We start from the raw sequence: 15,770 nt of genomic DNA, 5'->3' as shown, positions 1-15,770 counted from the left end.
ATCAAATGGGACTGCCGCCAACCAAGACCGCCCACCACAATGAAAGTCATAACAGAAGATCGGCGTCGCTTCGATGGAGCTTCCGGCGAAGGTCGTAGACGAAATCGTAGAGGGCTGACCCGCAGCCGTCGTGACGTTCGCCCGCAGGAGGGGCGGGGGCAGTGCAAACGAGGACGGGCGGCGGCCGAATTGTCTTCACACCGGCGGGTCCGCCTTTCACTCCCTGGCCGATGTTTGGGCTTCGGCGCCGACGGCTTCCATCACCGAAGCGAGTTCGCCGGCGAGATCCCCATGATGGCGATGCAGATATCCGCCGATCGCCGGGTTGCGGAGGAGGCGGGCGACGAAGCCCTTGGCGACGACAAGCACCAGCAGGGTCTCTCCCAGAGTATCTTCGACGGACTTGTAGTCCTGATAGAGCTTCTCCATCTGTCGCTCCATTCGAGCGATGTCCTCCGGAGTGGCATCGAGTTGCCGAGGCTTCTTGGTCTCGATCAAGGCATCAGGGCGAGACGCGGCAAGGATCATCTTTGCGTACGGCACGTTCAGGCGGCTGGCGGAGATCATCATCTCGGCAGCTTCGATCTGGCGCATCGGCTTCATCTTTCGCAGGATCGCGAACACACCGCGGCTGACCATGCGGTCCTTCAGCAATTCGACCGCTTCCGGCACGACCCCGTCGAGCAGCCGCTCGCGCTCGCGAATGCGCTCCACGTTGACGTTCAGGGTCTGGGCGATCCGCTCGGGCGCCACGCCCTTGCGGATAGCCTGCATGATCATCTTGTGCTCCTGCACCGCGCTTATGCGATTGACCTGCCGATTGTAGGTGAACCCCTCGTCGTCGGTCGCGACGAGACAGATCGCGTCCGGTGCGCCGAGCTCCTTCAGCGCTTCCAGCCGCAGGTGCCCGTCGAGCAGGATGTAGCGACGGCCGTTGCTGCCCGGTTCGGGATGGACGGCGAGCGGTTCGATGATGCCGACTTCCCGGATCGACGCGAGGATGGTCCGAAACTTCGGCGTCCCGCGGACGTCCTTCGTCGGAAAGCGCGTCGGCAGGATCGCATCGAGCGCGATCCTGATCGTCTCCTTCTGGAAGGCGTGCCGGGTCATGACAACGCCCCGTGGCCCAACCTGTCCGCAAGCGGCTTGGGTATGTCCCCTATGCTCTCCGCCCGCAGGAGAGTGCGGAAATGTTCGTCCGCCAGGATCCGCCTCAGCGCGGTGACCACGAACAGCAGGCGCTGATCGGCCACCTCGGACTTGCGGACCACCAGTTGCTGCCGCCGAACCTCCGCCTGGAAGGTTTGGGCGAGCTTGTTCGCGGTCAGCGGTTGGCTGCCCTTGCGCCGCATCGAGCCGTAGGTCTTCCCCAAAGTTTGCCGCCGATCGATCAGGCGCCTCACCTTGAGAAGCTGGTCTCCGCGCAAGAGGCCGGATTCGTAGGCTTCCATCATCGCCAGTTGGACCTGGCCTTGGCCGGCCTTGGCGATATCCGCCGCAATCGTGATCGGCAGCCACCCTTTCTCGACCGCGCCGATCAGACGATCTTCGCCGGCCTTCAGGAGCTGCACGATGCAGGAGATATAGCCGGCATCGAGGCCGGTCTTTCGGGCGATCCTGGCGGGGCCGTACCCTCGGTCCTCCAGCACGCGCACCGCCGTCAGGAGGTCGCGGTTCGAATGCTTGCGGCGGGCCAGGTTCTCGACCAGGCTCATCAGATAGACTTCGGTTTCGGATGCCTGGACCACCAAGGCGGGAATGTGGGTCTCGCCCAGCGCCTTGAAGGCTTCCAACCGTCCCTGACCGCAAATGAGATCATAGGCGGGCCCGCCCCCTTCGGATTTGGCTTCCGTGACAGTAATCGGACGCTTCAGGCCGACCGTGGCGATGTTGTCGACGATCCCGGCGAAAGTCTTGCGGCTTCGTACACGCGGGTTGACGATGCGGATGCTCTCGACCGCGATCGACTGGATCTGCTGCGCGCTACCGACGTGGTGCGCGATCGTTGCCGTGTTTTCCTTTGCCATCAAGCGACCTCCGCCAACGGGACGCGGCGCATCAGTTCGTAGAGTGCCTCGAGCGTATCGAACCGATAGGTATCGAGGCTTGCCTCGTTGCGTTCGGCCACGTGCAGGCGCGGATTCCAGCCGTGCAGCGCGGGCAGAAGGTAGTAGTCGCGAACCGCCCCTTCGCCGGGCTCCATGCGCGCGGCGATCGTGATGTCGGGCTGGTTCGGGCCGCCGAGGCGGACCAGCCAGCGGAGCGACCCCGCCTCCGTCTGCGTGCACCGACAAAGCAGAAGCGCCGCAGTGACCTCATGATTTATCGTGGCGATGCCGGTCTCGGAGTTGAGCGATACGGATGCGCCTGCCGATCGCAGATGCTCCAGCATGTCCTCGACCAGGCGCGGGTGTTGCTGTCGAAGTCTCCGGTTGCTCTCGACGTAGGCGAAGTCGCGATCCGGTGCGTATCCGACGAGCGAGTAGGTCCGCAGGAGACTGCCGAATCGGCTGCGGTAGGCGCTACTCGAAGGGCAACTCGGCGTTTCGTCGATCATCAGCCCTGAAAGGTAGCCATGCTGGGCAAGAAGCCGCCGCAGCAGGTCCAGCATCGCCGCGTCGGACATTTTCGCCGACCGGCCGCGAATGATGGCCTGCGCCGCGTCAAACAGAAGGCGGTCGATGATCGCCGGAAAGGCGCCTTCGGACCGGATCCACATCGACGGGTCGTTGCGGACCCGCTTCTGCTTCAGCTTGAAGGACCCACGATTCCAGACGTTGTTGCCGATGTACTTTTCGTTGATCAGGACCTGATGGACAGTCCCGCGGGTCCAGGGCCTGCCAAGGTCCGTCAGGACGGCTTCCGAATTCAGCAGGTCTGCGATCTCGCCTTCGCTACGACCGTCCTCGACAAAGCTTCGGTAGATGCGCCGCACCACATCGATCTCGTCGCTCGGACCGGGAACGAGCACCACCCTGTCGGTCTGGATGCTCTTGTGCTCGAGGCGCCCGAGCAGGGTTTTTCTCACACCGCCCTCGTCGACCAGTTGGCGCCTCAGACCGAAGCCCGCCGGCCCCCCTTGGCGGAAGCCCTTCTCGATCAGTCGACACTGGCCGGCGAACACCTTGATCGAGAGCTCGCGGCTGTATTCGCCCGCCATCTTGCGTTTCAGCATCTTCTGGATGTCGGAGCCAAGGCTGCCGTCGTTCTCGAACGGCTCCGCGCAATACTCGACCCGAACCCCGGACCGCTTGCACTGGTATTCGTAGTAGGCGCTCTCGTCAGCGTCCTGGAAGCGGCCCCAGCGACTGACGTCGTAGGCGAGCACGATCTCGAAATCGGCCTGACCGCCCGTCACGTCGGCGATGAGCCGCCGGAGCCCGGCCCGCCCATCGATGTTCAGGCCGCTCTTTCCTTCGTCCGCATAGGTTCGGACGATCGTGTAGTTGCGCCTGGCCGCATAGCTGCGGATGGCGTCGGACTGGTTCTCGGTCGAATAGCGCTGATGCTCGGTCGACATCCGCACGTACTCGGCGGCCCGTAGCTCAGGCGAGCCGGAATTGCTCTCGTCTTGCGGCGTTGCCATCAGCCCATTTCCGCCACTCTCGCCGGCATGGAAGGAAACCCGCCGGTTGTGCGGAAGCCCCCGATACCGAAACCTTGCTTTCCTCAAGTCTAGCGCGAGGGAGGAGAAGCATGTTGCCGGAGAAGGGCAGATCATTGACGGCGGGAAGCCGAGGAGAGGGGCCCCCTCGACGCTATGCCGAAATCATCTCGCTGGCCCTGAAGACCGAACTCGACGATAGCCGACGGACGATCAAGACCGTTCGACGGTGGACCAAGGCCAGCGAGCGTTCCGTCAAGAACTGGCTTTCCGGATCGTGCGGGCCGGACGGAGATCACCTCATCGCCCTGCTCGTCCATTCCGAAACCGTGCTCCAGATGCTGCTGATCGCAAGCCGCCGGCTGGATATCGTCGAGATGCTAGTGATGCGCTCGGTCCCGGCCGGCGCCGCCGCACCACGCGGGCCTCGCGGGCGGAGGACAGTCTCTGGGGGCGATGGCCCTGATCGCGACCCTATCGATGACCCTGAAGCCGACCCAGATGACGGCTTCGTCCCCAATCACAGGCAGGCGTGGTTTCTCGGCGAACTAGCGAAGGGAACGCGCGTTTCGGCTGGGGCGCTGCGCGAACGGTTCGGCGTCGCGGAGAAGACCGCCAAACGCGACATCGCCGCGCTGAAGACGAACGGGCTGATATGCCGCGTCGGGTCGAGGAGGAAGGGCAGGTATCGCCTGTTGAGAGCCGCCCCCTTCTTCGGTACGGGGCCGTCCGACGCTGTCCCTCCGTCGGGTCCCCACGGCGGGCGGCGCTGACTTGGGGCGAGCGGCGGCGCAGGATTCCGCCTTCATGGCGCTATCTCACCGGACGGGAGATCGCTCTTGAGCGTGGAGCGCTGCGCGCTGGCGGATGATTGTGGCTAAGATTGCGGCGGGCCGGCCTATTTTCCAGCTTGGAGCGCGGAGGAGGTCGAGAATTGTGCCGGTTGCCGTGCGAGCGCGGGGGCGAGCGGGGCCGAAGGGGCCTAGACCGGCTTAATTCGCCTTGGAACGATCTCAAGGCAAATCTGCGGCTCTATCTAAACGAACTTATATATTGCATTATATCGCTTAAGGCTCTATGTATGATCTATTATGGCAAAGCAAGTTCCATCTATCGCAGCCACTCAGGGGCTTAGAAAACTGGGGGCCGACATATCGGTCGCGCGCAAGCGGCGGCGGATGACCCAACAGCGTCTCGCTGACGGAGCGGGTGTCACCGTCCCGACGATCCGCCGCCTGGAAGCCGGAGACCCGGGGATGTCGTTGGCCACTTTAGCAATGGTGCTCGTCGTGCTGGGCGAAGGAAATCGGCTGGGGAATTTGCTGGATACCAGTACCGACGATATCGGCTTGCTGATCGAAAACGAAAAGCTTCCGCAACGCATTCGTGCGGCTCGGCGGCGGCCAGCGCAGCCGAGCCGCACTGAGAAGCACGACAGCGACCAACGGCCCGCCGGCGACGACGAAAGCTTCGGGGAGGCGTTCTAATGGCTCGGATTTTGAAAGTCTGCATAGGCGACCGGGGCGACGAAGTCGGAAAGCTCCGCTTCGACTCGCAGGGGAATCGCGAGTTCAGTTCATTCGAATACGCCGAAGAATGGCTCGCCAATCCGCGTGCTTTCGCAATCTCTCCGTCCATGCCGCTGGTCGCGGGCCCCTATTACTCGAAGAAGGAAGGCGATCTCGTTTCTCCGCTGCCCCCTGCTCTCGCCGATACCTCACCGGATTCCTGGGGGAGGAACATCATTCGACGGGACGCCCGTGAGAACCGCAAGGACCCGGCACCTCTTACCGAACTGGACTACTTGCTGGCCGTCGACGACTTCAGTCGGATAGGGGCTCTGCGATTGAAAAGCGAAGACGGCCAGGATTTTCTCGCAAGCGAGCCGCTAGGCCGTCACAACATTCCGCCTGTCTTGCAATTGAACGAACTCGGCAAGTCAATCGCAAGCCTCGAAGGAGAAGACGAGATCACGGCCGCGGCCCTCAAGAGGCTTCGCCAGATCGGCAGCGCCCTCGGCGGCGCAAGGCCGAAATGCTCCGTGATAGATGGCGACAATTCGCTTCTCATCGCGAAATTCACATCTCGCCACGACTCCTACGACGTCGAGCGAGCCGAGGTGTTGACGCTAAGACTGGCGAAGCTTTGCGGTCTCACCGTGCCTGCGGCCCGTCTCGACATGAGCGACGAGCTTCCCGTTGCACTGATACCTCGTTTCGACCGATCGGGCGCAGGCCGCATCCCCTACATTTCGGCACAGACGATGCTGCAGGTACCCTCTGCCGACGGGAGCTCCTACACGGCAATAGCGGAGGCCGTCCGCATCAACTCCAAAGACCCAAAGACGGATCTTCGTGAACTGTTCAATCGGGTCGGCTTCACGGTGCTCGTCTCGAACGTGGACGACCACCTGAAGAACCACGGGTTCATATACGCAGGCGAAGGAAAATGGCGCCTCTCGCCGTTGTTCGACGTGAATCCTGCCCCGGAACGGCACCGCGAGCTCAAGACGTCTATCGTGGAGGGCGGAGGGGCCGAGGCAAGCATCGACCTGTTAATCGAGAATTCTCCGTTCTTCGACGTTCCTGAAGATGACGCCAAGGCGGAGCTTCACGCGATGGCAACGACAATCTCGGAGCGGTGGCGTGACCTGGCTAAGGATTGCGGTATGAGCCGCCGCTCGATCGATATCTATCACGCGGCTTTCCAGCACGAGGAGACCGATAAGGCGCTCAAGTTAGGTCAGCCGAAGATCGCTTTCGGCTGACCTGTTGCCGGTCGAACTCGTTACGCGCGAGCGCGAAGACCGGATGCATCCACCGCCTCCCTCATGAAATGCGATCGCGTTTCTGCGTCTAGCGATCCCGTCGGGATGAAATGAAACGGGAAGTCCTTCATTTCGGACTCCACGACCTTGAATAGGCGCGGTTCGACGTCGGCCTCGCACTCGACCAAAATGTCGACATCGGAGTGAAGTCCGAACCCGCCTTTCGCGAGAGACCCGACCACCCAGGCGCGTCCCAACCTTCTTCAAGGCATCGAGTGCGTTGAATGCACACGTGGCAGCGAAGGCTCGCCTTCGCTGAAGCCTCGTCTCGATCAGAATCTCTACTCGGGACTTGGTCATGCGACGACAATCCAATTCCACTGTAAAGGCATAGGTATGGCTCGGGCGGGGAAGTATCAAACCCTCGACTTCGGTCCTGCAGCAGCTCGCGCCTCCTCGGCGCTCGACGCTAAGCTCGTTCCGCAGGGGGCGATCTCCGAGGCGGCACCTCGAACCCCAGCTCAATCGGCGGACGTTCGCGGGTGCCTCCGGGTCAGGTCGGCAACGGCTCTTCCCAGAGCCAACCCCAAACGCTCCGGCAGGGGCGGCCCCGACCGCCTTTCGACGTCGCCGTTGATGGCTTTGTGAAAATAGCGCCTACGGTTCGCCGAGCCGTTGATCAATGACCAGCTCTGCCCGATGCCGGCCAGAAGGTAGGGCAGACCGAGTCCAAGGATTGGGGTGAAGACGATGCCCCGGAGCATGTTCGTGACTGCGAGTATGGTTCGCAGGTTTGCGGTGTCGATCACGTCACGATCGCTCGTCGACGCGCCCCACAATTGGCAAAGGATGCGGCGACCGACCACGAAGACTTCGTCGATGAAGAAGATCCCTTGCGATCCAGGTTGGATGACGGCCTGCACGTCGACGCCGACTGCGACCTTCTTGACCAGTGTTCTCGCGCCCTGCGGGTCGATGATTTCGATGAAGGCGTAGACGGCGAGATCGAGGTCGACCTCGCACGGTCCGAGTTGAACGATGGTGCCCTCGAGTGCGTACAGTCCCATGTGACCCTCCTGGTTGAGCGAGGAAAGCGTACCGGATCGGTCGTAAAATATGTGATAAATCACATGGCTACTTTTGGGGGAAATCCGGACCGTCCGCGTCATGGCGCAGACCGGATTCGGACGTCGCTTCCCTCAAAGGAAGGGTATGGCCGTCAAGCTACTTGCCACGAACGTTCGCCGTCTTCGGCAGGCCAAGGGGTGGACGCAGGACGAACTCGCCGCCGCCCTTGAGGCCGAGCAGGGGGTGGTTTCCCTGATCGAGAACAGGCGGTCGAATCCAACGCTTCTCATGCTGGAAGGGCTCGCCGCCGCCCTCGGCGTCCACCTGGCCGACCTCTTCGAGGCCGAGCCCTCGCCCAAGTCACGCGGCCAGGTCGAACGCGCTGGCGGCCGGCAGAAGTGATCTCAGATTGGCATCAAGCGGTATGGGCTGTACTCCCGCCGCCGAAGGCCCGCATAGCACTGGCCGGGACTTCGGCTTCCTGACGCGGCGTCTGATGAGACGGGCGAACCGGCGATGGGCTAGTCGATTGGCGGCCTGCTCTTGCTCGGTGGTTTCTACAGTTGCCATTCCGATCAAGAAGCCACAGGTGCTCGAGGTCGCAAGCGATGGCCATGGCTTTGCGGAGATGTTCGAACAAGGCTGCGAAGAACTCGGCATACCTTTTCATAGCGGCAATCCCCCTTCAAAAACGTGCCCCGCCAAAACGGCAGTGCGTCGATGATGGCAAAAACCCACCCGACATTGCCGTGTCCGTCGTCTGCGAACTGCAAGGGGCAAATGGAGGAAGCGAGCCCGGGCTCAGTCGAACGGCACCGGTGACCTAAATTCACGACCATTTCGGGGAGGACTTCGTTCTGGAAGCCGGACCCAATCGAATGAAAGTCGATCATGGGAATTCGCAGCGGCTTCGATCACTAAAGGCCGTCTATATAAAGGAGGCGGAGGTGGTGTTGTTCGGATGTTGGTTGGAGGCCCGCCGGCGAAGTCCCGCGCTTGCCGAGGCCCCCGCCAAAGACCTGATGAGAGGCGTCGTGGATTCGGCCTACGACCAAGCGCAAACTCGCGCGTGCGAAAGCGGCCAACGGATTACCATGGACGCCAATCGTCCTCCAGAGCACTGGTGACAAATCGGCGTGATAATTGCCAAGCGAAGACAACTCCTACGGAGTCCAGACAACGCGAAGTTGAACCCCTTTTCACCTATAGCGCCGCCCTTTCAGTCCATAACCCAGCTTTGGTAACCACACGACTTTGCCAGATTTTTGAAGCGCCCTTGAAATCTGGGATCTACTTTTTTCGCCCGCGTCGAACGCACCTCGCCGAGCGAGCATGCTGATCAGATCCGCGCGGCTGACGGGTGATTTGGTTTCGGTGAGATGTTGAACCACGCAGGCAGTGATCCGCTCGTCAAGGGTCTGGATTCCGGTTGGATAGAGCTTGCTGTTGTACAACGCCGGCCCGTAGGGCCTCATCCTGTCCCAGTAGCCGAGACCGACGAGCCTGGCGATCTTGGTGCGGTGCTTCGCGGTCAGTTTACGCAGGAAGACCTCCTCGCTGGCTGCAGCAATCGCCAGACCGCGGCCCCGCAAGGCGGCGGCGATGTCCTCCTTGGAAAGCGGTCGCTTTGCAGTCCGGATCATCTCCAGCACGGCCTCCTCGACGAAGTCGTGGTAGCTGGGCTTCTCGTCAACCGAAAACACACGTCCCAAGAATGGGCGAGAGCGCAGCCACCATCCCGCGCCAACAATGAACACGAACCGTGCCTTCTCTTCGTTCATCGTCGTGAAGAAGAACGCGGGCTGATCTGAAGGACCCAGGTTTGTCTTTCGGCGGATCAAGCCGATCATATCGTCCGTTTCGACTGGCTTGCGGGCCGATTTCAGAATCTGCCTGGCTTCGGCGATCACGGCGTTTCGGGCGGGGTCCGGCATCTCCAGCGAGGCTTCGCCGGTCTCGATTTCGGCGAGGAAAGCCTCCATCCGCTCCCGCGGGTAGCCGGCAAGCAAACACCTTGCGAGCTTGTCGTCCGGCGGGAACCCGGCGCGCTCGAGCTGGGGCCGAAGAGTGGCCATGCTACCGCCGATCCGATCCCGGATTTCGCCCATCATGATGAACTCGCGTGAGAACCTCGCGGCAACATCCGCTGGAAGCTCCGTCGCGCCGGCCGGCACCCCAGCGAGGAGCCCCAAGTCGATCATGCGGCGGAGTCCGCGACTGTTGATCCGCATCTTGTTAGCGGCCGTTGCGAACGACAGGAGGTCGCCCTCGGCAGACCGCACGGCAGCTTCGAGCACTTCCTTGGGGTCGACGAAAAGAGCCTGGAGGCCGGCCCCCTTTGTCTTGCGTTGGCTGACCTTGAGATGTCCTTCGAGGATCAGCCGCACGCCCTGCGCTACGCTGGCCGGGCGTCCTCGTCCGAGCCCGGACAGCGCGACTAGGCCCTTGGCAGGCCGTTTGAAAATCGGAGTGGACGCCGCAAGCGTGGTTAGGAGCTTGTCCACATCAGTTCGTCGGAAGACGTAAGCGTTCTTTTGACCCCGGCAGTCGAGAGCAGGCGTGATGGTTTGATTTTCAATTAGCTGAACCATGACCCTGCGCGCGATCCCGAGGCGGTCCATTGCTTCTTCCAAGGAAAGTGCGTCCGCCATGTCACGTGCCAGCCGGTCGACGAGATCGGACGGGAACGACTTCGCATGTCCGGAGGTAGGCTCGTCCTTGATGATCTCGAGAGCCAGCCCGATGCTTCGCATGCCGGCGGTGCTGACGCCGATTCTCGCTGCCGCTTGCTTCAGCGACAGCTTCCTGTGCTCTTCAGGGAGGAGGGTCCCGAGCTTGGCGCGGGGAACGATCGGGAAGCGGGCCGCGCCGTGCCTGAGCATCGCTTCGGCGAGACGGTCGTAGCCCTTCCATCGCCGTCTGTAGTTGAACCAATGAAAGAGCCAGCCATAGCACGCCGAGAACCCCTGCTCGGGGCGCCCTCCATTTGCGATGAATTCGTCGTAGGTGCGGGTCAGGAGTTCGTCGAGGCGGTTGTCGGCCAGAATTTCAAAGCCGCGAGCTTGAAGCTTTGCAACCGGGACGCCCAGCGACCTCGCCGTGCGCCACTTCCTGCTGAAGCCGACGTCAGCGGCTCCGATCCGTTCCAAAATGTTGCAGGTCTCGACGAAGTTCATCTCATCGAGAATCGCGACAGGCTCGGATTCTGCGCATCCGAAGCGGGCCAACAGGTATCGATCCGCCCTCATGATAGCCGGGTCGGCTTCCAACCGGGGCAAGTTTGCGAAGAACCGGCCTTGGTCGCAGTGGAGAAGGCTGGGGTCCCGCCATTTGAGTTTGCTGCCGCAGACGCAGGTGTCGATCAGACAAAGTTGATGGCGCGGACAGGTGGTGATGGGACGAAGATCCCACCAAAACCTGTGGTGTTGCGACTCGGCGATGCAGGCCGGGCAGAGCCTGCGGGTCAGATAGTGGAGTTGGATTGTGACTTCGTTTCCTCGAAGCGTGCGCTTGCCATCCTCGGCGCACCGGACGCTCCACTGTGCAAACTGCTCAAGCGACTGACCCACGGCGCCAGCGAACCGTTCCAACTCCGCCGGCTCGCCGTGCGCCAAGCGCGATTGATTGATGCCCAGACAATGCGCCGTCCAATCCGGAGAGTCGTGGCGATGCATCTCCGCAAGGGCAAAGAGAAAGCCCTGAGCGGACTCCTCGGGTTGGAGAGGTCTCCATCGATAGATCCCAAGCCGGGGGACGTACGGCGTGTGTCCAACCTCCGTCATCGGCGCCCTGACACGACATCTTTCACATGCCTGGTTATTCGCGCGCGAAAGGCTGTGGATTTCCCCTGCGGTTCTTCGTCGCCGGATTCATCGAGGATTTCGCCGAAGCGATTTTCGAACTGCTTCCACGACATCAGGAAGTAGTTGTCCTCGTCGTTGCACTGCTTCCGGCGCCGATAGACTTCAGCGAAGTGACCGCGAGTGATATTCTTGCTTCCATCGTCGATCGCGCGGCTTCCCGCATTCTGGATCAGCTTCATGATGTTCCCAAGATACCCACCGCCCGCCTGATGGAGGCGCATAGCCATCTCGGGATCTGCGAGGTTCGAGGGAGCGTCGAACGGCAGGAACGAGGCTTCGCCCGCCGACTTGTCGATGGCCGCGAGGATCTTCTGGTACTCGGTCGTTTCGCTCCGGCGGCCCCCTTTCGGGCGCCCGTGCGCATCCAGCTCGGGGAAGTCCTCGAGGTGGCAGCGCAAGGGACCGACCATGAGGGAATCCCGCTGCCGACCTTCCAGTTGCTCGTTCACCTGCTTGAGATGCACAGCTTCCGGCAGGCCAATGAAAACAAGCTGTACGCGGGAATTCAACAGCAGCTTGAAGACGTCCGAGGCACGAAAGTTCTGCATCCTGGCTCTCATGATGTGCTGAACTTCGTCAAAGATGATCATCTTGACCTTCTGCGCCAGAATGGCCGATTGCACGCTCCGGCTCGCGTCTCCGTAGTTGGCGTTGGCCCGAAGCGAGACACCCAACGCCATCGCGGTGTCGTGCATGAACGACTTGAACGTCGGCTCGCTGTTGACCGCCAGCACGGCGATGGCCTGCTCGATTCCGTAAGCGGTTCGATGAATGATGGGCCGCAGATCCGTTGCCGGCACCTCAGGTCGGAGCCATTCCCCAGAGGGGTCTTCGCCTCTCAACTGGTGGAAGACTTCGTCGGTGAACATTCTGACCGCAGTGGTCTTGCCGGCGCGCGTTTCGCCGAGCACGAAGATGCCGTCACCTTCCGATCCGGTGCCGGCATCTTCCAGCAAGCGACGAAGTTCGCGGGAGACTTCCCGTGTCGATTCGGTTTCGATCCTTCGCAGTCTCAGGCGCTGCTTCCGCTCTTGATCTGTGAGGTTGGCGAATCTGAAAGTCATTTCTGATTTCTCTCGTTGCGCTTGCCTGGCGACCCGAAGTCAATCGGGCGAATGACCACGGGCTGATCGTCCACCGGGGGCATTGTCGTGGAAGTGTCCGTTGACGGGCGTTCGCTGGTTGGCCGGGTTGACTTCGAAGAGGACGCGCGCCGTCTCTTCACCGCGGATTGCTGACCCTCAGGCCTCGCCCGAGCCGATTGATCTGACGCGGAGCGCACGCCACCGGCCGGCTTCGAAGCCCGCGATTGGCCTCGATTCTCCGTCGGCATGGCCACGGGTCGGCTATCAGAAGTCGGGGGGATGGTGGCCTCTATAAACGGCCCGTGCGGCTGGATAGGCGGCGAAGCCACATACGTGTCGCCTATCGAATGCGATCCAGGCGGAGAGTGGTCTGTAGATTGGTGCGCGGGCCTGACGTGCTTCCATGGCGGCGACTTTTTCCGGAACCTGGCGAGCCGCTTCGGTGCTTTCGACTTCAACCGGGATGCTGCCTGCTCCTGAACGAAGTTGTCGATTTCCTTCATCGAGACGGCCAGCGCGATATCTTTCTGAAGGTCCTCTTCCTTCATAAGACGAGCCTTCAGCCGCTTTACCCTGACCCAAAAGTCGAGGCTATGACCTCGCGCCTCGTCAGGCTCAATCAATTCAGCCGGGACCCACCGTCTTGTCTTCTCGTCGAGGATGAAGATGGTTGAGAGGTCGGTCGGATCGAGGCGTATTTGGACATCAACGCAGGCATCCGGCGCCCCGCGGAGGAAGCTGAGTTCTTCGGAATCCCATCGAAGGCCCATGTAGCGGATGCCGCCGCGCGAAAGAGAACGCGGAATGACGAGACCCGTCATCGGGATGAGCAAATCTCCCGGCGGCACGTAGGGTAGCGGGATCTCCTTCAAACCACGCTGCCACGCTTCGACCGGCGCGACGCCGATCTTGCTGTGGCGCTTCTGGTGGTAGACGTCCACGATCCACTTCAAAACGATCCAATTGATCTCGTCGATCGTCAGAATGGCCATCTTTTCCGAAACGTAGAACTTGCGACGTTCGATCTTCGAGAAAGTTGTGCCCGGCAGCGTGTGGATGATGTCCTCTTCGAGCGACCGGAACCAGCGCTCGACCTTTCCTTTGAGCCACGGCTTGCGCTTCTTCATGTGCCGGAGCGTGAAGCCGAGCGCCTTTGCGGCGGCGTCCATCGAGGCCGACTTGAAATCGCGTCCGTTGTCCGTGATCAGCACGGCCGGGACGCCGCAGCAGGGCCATGCGTTGTGAACGCCCTCGATTTCACCTTTTTCCAGGATGGCCACGCGCAACGCGTCCATGATGCTCACCCAGGACGGTGGCGCGAAGGTGATCACGTAGCCGACGATGCATCGCGAGTACCTGTCGAGAATAACGGTAAGCCAAGGCCTACCGACGATCGCGCGGGTATTCTCGTCGATGACGATGATGTCGAGCAACGTGTGGTCGGTTTCCCACTCCTTGTTGACCTCGTCGCCCTGTGGACCGAGTTGAACGGACTGATACTCCCGCCTCGCCTCGAAGACGGTCGTCTGCCGCGACAGGGTCTGGAAGCGGTCGCGAGAGCGCAGCATGCGCGCGAGCAGCTTGCTACCGATACCCTGCACATCGCCAGGCAACGCAAGCGTATACCCGTTGGCCTCGGCCTCCTCCTTCAATGCGAGGTTGGCAGCCCGGCGCGCGGAGTTGAGGCTGGTCGGGGTCGGGGTCGACAACTTCTCATCGATGACCCGGTCCAAAACCTTGATCTGCCAGTCCTCATATCGGTTGTTGCGATTTCCCTTGGCCCAGTGACAAGGGACCAGCGCGCGGACATCGCGGCCCGCAGCGATGAAGACGCGGTACCATTCGCGTACTTGGCGGCGGGACGGCAGGCTGTCCGCTGAGATTCCGCGCTCCTTGCCGACCTCCTCTACAATTTCGGCTATCACTTTCTTCCGCACGCGTAGGCGAGCCGGCTCGACCGCATCGAGACGGCGGACGAAGTCTGCCCGCATCAGCGCGGTATCACGCTCCTGCGGCGTAAAGGTGCCCCAATCCGTTTGAACGCTCTGCTGGCGAGAGGCACTGAGCCTATCCAGGTCGTTCGGGTGCGTGAGCCGGAGCTTCAGCGCCATCTTCATCTGGGCGACTTCGCTCAGGAAGATTTCGCGGCCGCTCTCTGGGTGAAAGAACACGCGCCCGCCGCTCATAGCCGGCCCGGCCATGAAACGCTGTCCGTCGATCAAAACGGGGCCGCCATGAGGGACACGAACCGGTACGACTTCACTCAAACCGAGACTCCATGTCGTCTTCTGGAGCGAACCATTTGCGTCCCCGGACGAATGTCGATCGTCGGGACCATTTGCTGTTCGGATCGAGCGTGATCTCGCCGGCCCAGGCCAGGTACAGAGCGACCGCGAGGGCGTCGACGCCGGGTGGAAGCACGTCTTCAAAGGCCGAGACCAAACTCCGACGGGGCAATTGCAGCGCAGCAGTTCGGCCGACCCCGCACCACGTGGGCGGGATGCGGGACGGAACGCAGCGAAGCATCAGGACGGCGTTCTGGAGACTGGGTTCAATCCTGATCTCGTTTTCGGTGGCCAACTGGAATTCGTAGCCCAGCGCCTCGGCCTTGGATTTGAGCACCTGAAATCGGTGTTTGACCTCCAATCGCTGTCGTGCCTGCAGAACGGGATCGTCACGCTTCGGGTAAACGGATTCCAGCGGCTTCACCTCGACCAACGCTGGAATGCGATTCTTCCGTTCGAGAAGAAAGTCCGGCGTCCAGAATTTGTATTTGTCGTGATCCCAGACCCGGATTCTCATCGGCTGGTGCCGCACGGAGACGAGGTCGTGTTCGTATGCGTCGGTCCGAGTGATCCAGTCCTGCTCAAGCAGAGACTCGAACTGCACCGCACCTCTATCGCCGCGCGAAAGATTAACCGTTCCGGTGAAGTTGTCGGTGAATAGCCGTTTAGGATTGCGGACGGCGACGGGACCCTTGTTCTTGGCCTTCTTCATTTGGACAACCCATTCTGGGTGCTATCTTCGTTGTCTGACACGCCTACGCGATAAGCGTCCGCGTTTTCGTCCGTCGAACTCGCGCAGCGTTTTGCGAAGCCGGCTCAGTCTAAAGTCGAGGTCGGCAGTCTGGGCTTCGACGACGCGAAGTGCGTTCAGATACGCCGCTGAACCCTTCGCCAAGAAAATGATCTCGCCCATCGACGTCCTCCGACACACTGAGGTTCGTACCATCCGCTACGAACCGCCAGCGCACGAAAGACTCTCAGCAAATTGTGACGTTGATCCGAATAGATCAACGTCCGTTTCTGAAATCTTGCCGAACGCAATTCTGCGCGGACCGCTTTTTGGAAGTAATGAACAACTGATTAGTTGAGTTGGTCGAA

At 61.4% G+C, this 15,770-nt stretch carries 13 protein-coding genes; 4 read left to right on the top strand and 9 right to left on the bottom strand.

Annotation, left to right across the window (positions count from 1 at the left end):
- Nucleotides 1-216 precede the first annotated feature (216 nt).
- From DY467_RS10310 to DY467_RS10300, 3 genes are read right to left on the bottom strand one after another with little or no spacing between them, the layout of a single operon-like run.
- On the bottom strand, nucleotides 217-1,110 hold the full coding sequence (locus DY467_RS10310) for a ParB/RepB/Spo0J family partition protein (RefSeq protein WP_164635808.1): 894 nt from the start codon (nucleotides 1,108-1,110) through the stop codon (nucleotides 217-219).
- Nucleotides 1,107-2,027 carry a plasmid partitioning protein RepB C-terminal domain-containing protein gene (locus tag DY467_RS10305; RefSeq protein WP_164635806.1) on the bottom strand — a complete coding sequence of 307 codons (921 nt, stop codon included), beginning with the start codon at nucleotides 2,025-2,027 and terminating at the stop codon, nucleotides 1,107-1,109. Before DY467_RS10305 ends, DY467_RS10310 begins: the two co-directional genes overlap by 4 nt.
- The gene (locus tag DY467_RS10300; RefSeq protein ID WP_164635804.1) at nucleotides 2,027-3,586 is read right to left on the bottom strand and encodes a recombinase family protein; all 1,560 of its coding nucleotides are present in this window, start codon (nucleotides 3,584-3,586) and stop codon (nucleotides 2,027-2,029) included. Before DY467_RS10300 ends, DY467_RS10305 begins: the two co-directional genes overlap by 1 nt.
- A gap of 110 nt (nucleotides 3,587-3,696) precedes the next feature.
- Here DY467_RS10300 and DY467_RS10295 point away from each other — a divergent pair, with 110 nt between their 5' ends.
- The 3 genes from DY467_RS10295 (at nucleotide 3,697) to DY467_RS10285 (ending at nucleotide 6,371) form a co-directional block, all read left to right on the top strand.
- Nucleotides 3,697-4,377: a DeoR family transcriptional regulator gene (locus tag DY467_RS10295; RefSeq protein ID WP_164635802.1), complete on the top strand. Its 681-nt coding sequence runs from the start codon at nucleotides 3,697-3,699 to the stop codon at nucleotides 4,375-4,377.
- A 318-nt stretch (nucleotides 4,378-4,695) separates the two neighbouring features.
- Complete coding sequence (locus DY467_RS10290; RefSeq protein WP_164635800.1) at nucleotides 4,696-5,091, top strand: helix-turn-helix transcriptional regulator; 396 nt, start codon at nucleotides 4,696-4,698, stop codon at nucleotides 5,089-5,091.
- Nucleotides 5,091-6,371: a type II toxin-antitoxin system HipA family toxin gene (locus tag DY467_RS10285; RefSeq protein ID WP_164635798.1), complete on the top strand. Its 1,281-nt coding sequence runs from the start codon at nucleotides 5,091-5,093 to the stop codon at nucleotides 6,369-6,371. The genes DY467_RS10290 and DY467_RS10285 overlap by 1 nt, the downstream gene beginning before the upstream one ends.
- Before the next feature lie 20 nt (nucleotides 6,372-6,391).
- On the opposite strand, the gene DY467_RS26870 is transcribed toward DY467_RS10285, so the two are convergent.
- Both DY467_RS26870 and DY467_RS10275 read right to left on the bottom strand, forming a co-directional pair.
- A complete protein-coding gene (locus DY467_RS26870; RefSeq protein WP_164635796.1) occupies nucleotides 6,392-6,613 on the bottom strand; it encodes a nucleotidyltransferase domain-containing protein in 222 nt (73 codons plus the stop codon).
- Between the two features lie 279 nt (nucleotides 6,614-6,892).
- Nucleotides 6,893-7,438, bottom strand: coding sequence for a hypothetical protein (locus DY467_RS10275; protein ID WP_164635794.1), 546 nt, complete (start codon nucleotides 7,436-7,438; stop codon nucleotides 6,893-6,895).
- Nucleotides 7,439-7,583: 145 nt separating this feature from the next.
- Between DY467_RS10275 and DY467_RS10270 the strand changes: the two genes are divergently transcribed.
- Nucleotides 7,584-7,841, top strand: a complete 258-nt coding sequence (locus tag DY467_RS10270) for a helix-turn-helix domain-containing protein (protein ID WP_164635792.1) — start codon at nucleotides 7,584-7,586, stop codon at nucleotides 7,839-7,841.
- Nucleotides 7,842-8,638: 797 nt separating this feature from the next.
- On the opposite strand, the gene DY467_RS10265 is transcribed toward DY467_RS10270, so the two are convergent.
- From DY467_RS10265 to DY467_RS10250, 4 genes are read right to left on the bottom strand one after another with little or no spacing between them, the layout of a single operon-like run.
- Nucleotides 8,639-11,221, bottom strand: a complete 2,583-nt coding sequence (locus DY467_RS10265) for a TniQ family protein (RefSeq protein ID WP_164635790.1) — start codon at nucleotides 11,219-11,221, stop codon at nucleotides 8,639-8,641.
- The gene (locus DY467_RS10260) at nucleotides 11,218-12,366 is read right to left on the bottom strand and encodes an ATP-binding protein (RefSeq protein ID WP_164635788.1); all 1,149 of its coding nucleotides are present in this window, start codon (nucleotides 12,364-12,366) and stop codon (nucleotides 11,218-11,220) included. Before DY467_RS10260 ends, DY467_RS10265 begins: the two co-directional genes overlap by 4 nt.
- On the bottom strand, nucleotides 12,363-14,654 hold the full coding sequence (locus DY467_RS10255; protein ID WP_164635786.1) for a TnsB C-terminal domain-containing protein: 2,292 nt from the start codon (nucleotides 14,652-14,654) through the stop codon (nucleotides 12,363-12,365). The genes DY467_RS10260 and DY467_RS10255 overlap by 4 nt, the downstream gene beginning before the upstream one ends.
- On the bottom strand, nucleotides 14,647-15,384 hold the full coding sequence (locus DY467_RS10250) for a TnsA endonuclease N-terminal domain-containing protein (protein ID WP_164635784.1): 738 nt from the start codon (nucleotides 15,382-15,384) through the stop codon (nucleotides 14,647-14,649). Before DY467_RS10250 ends, DY467_RS10255 begins: the two co-directional genes overlap by 8 nt.
- Nucleotides 15,385-15,770: the final 386 nt, after the last annotated feature.

The organism is Rhodopseudomonas sp. BR0G17, assembly GCF_010907025.1.
GTDB classification, from domain to species: domain Bacteria; phylum Pseudomonadota; class Alphaproteobacteria; order Rhizobiales; family Xanthobacteraceae; genus Rhodopseudomonas; species Rhodopseudomonas palustris_H.
Note: the sequence above shows the minus strand (reverse complement) of the source record. Positions and strands in the feature narration are given on the sequence as shown.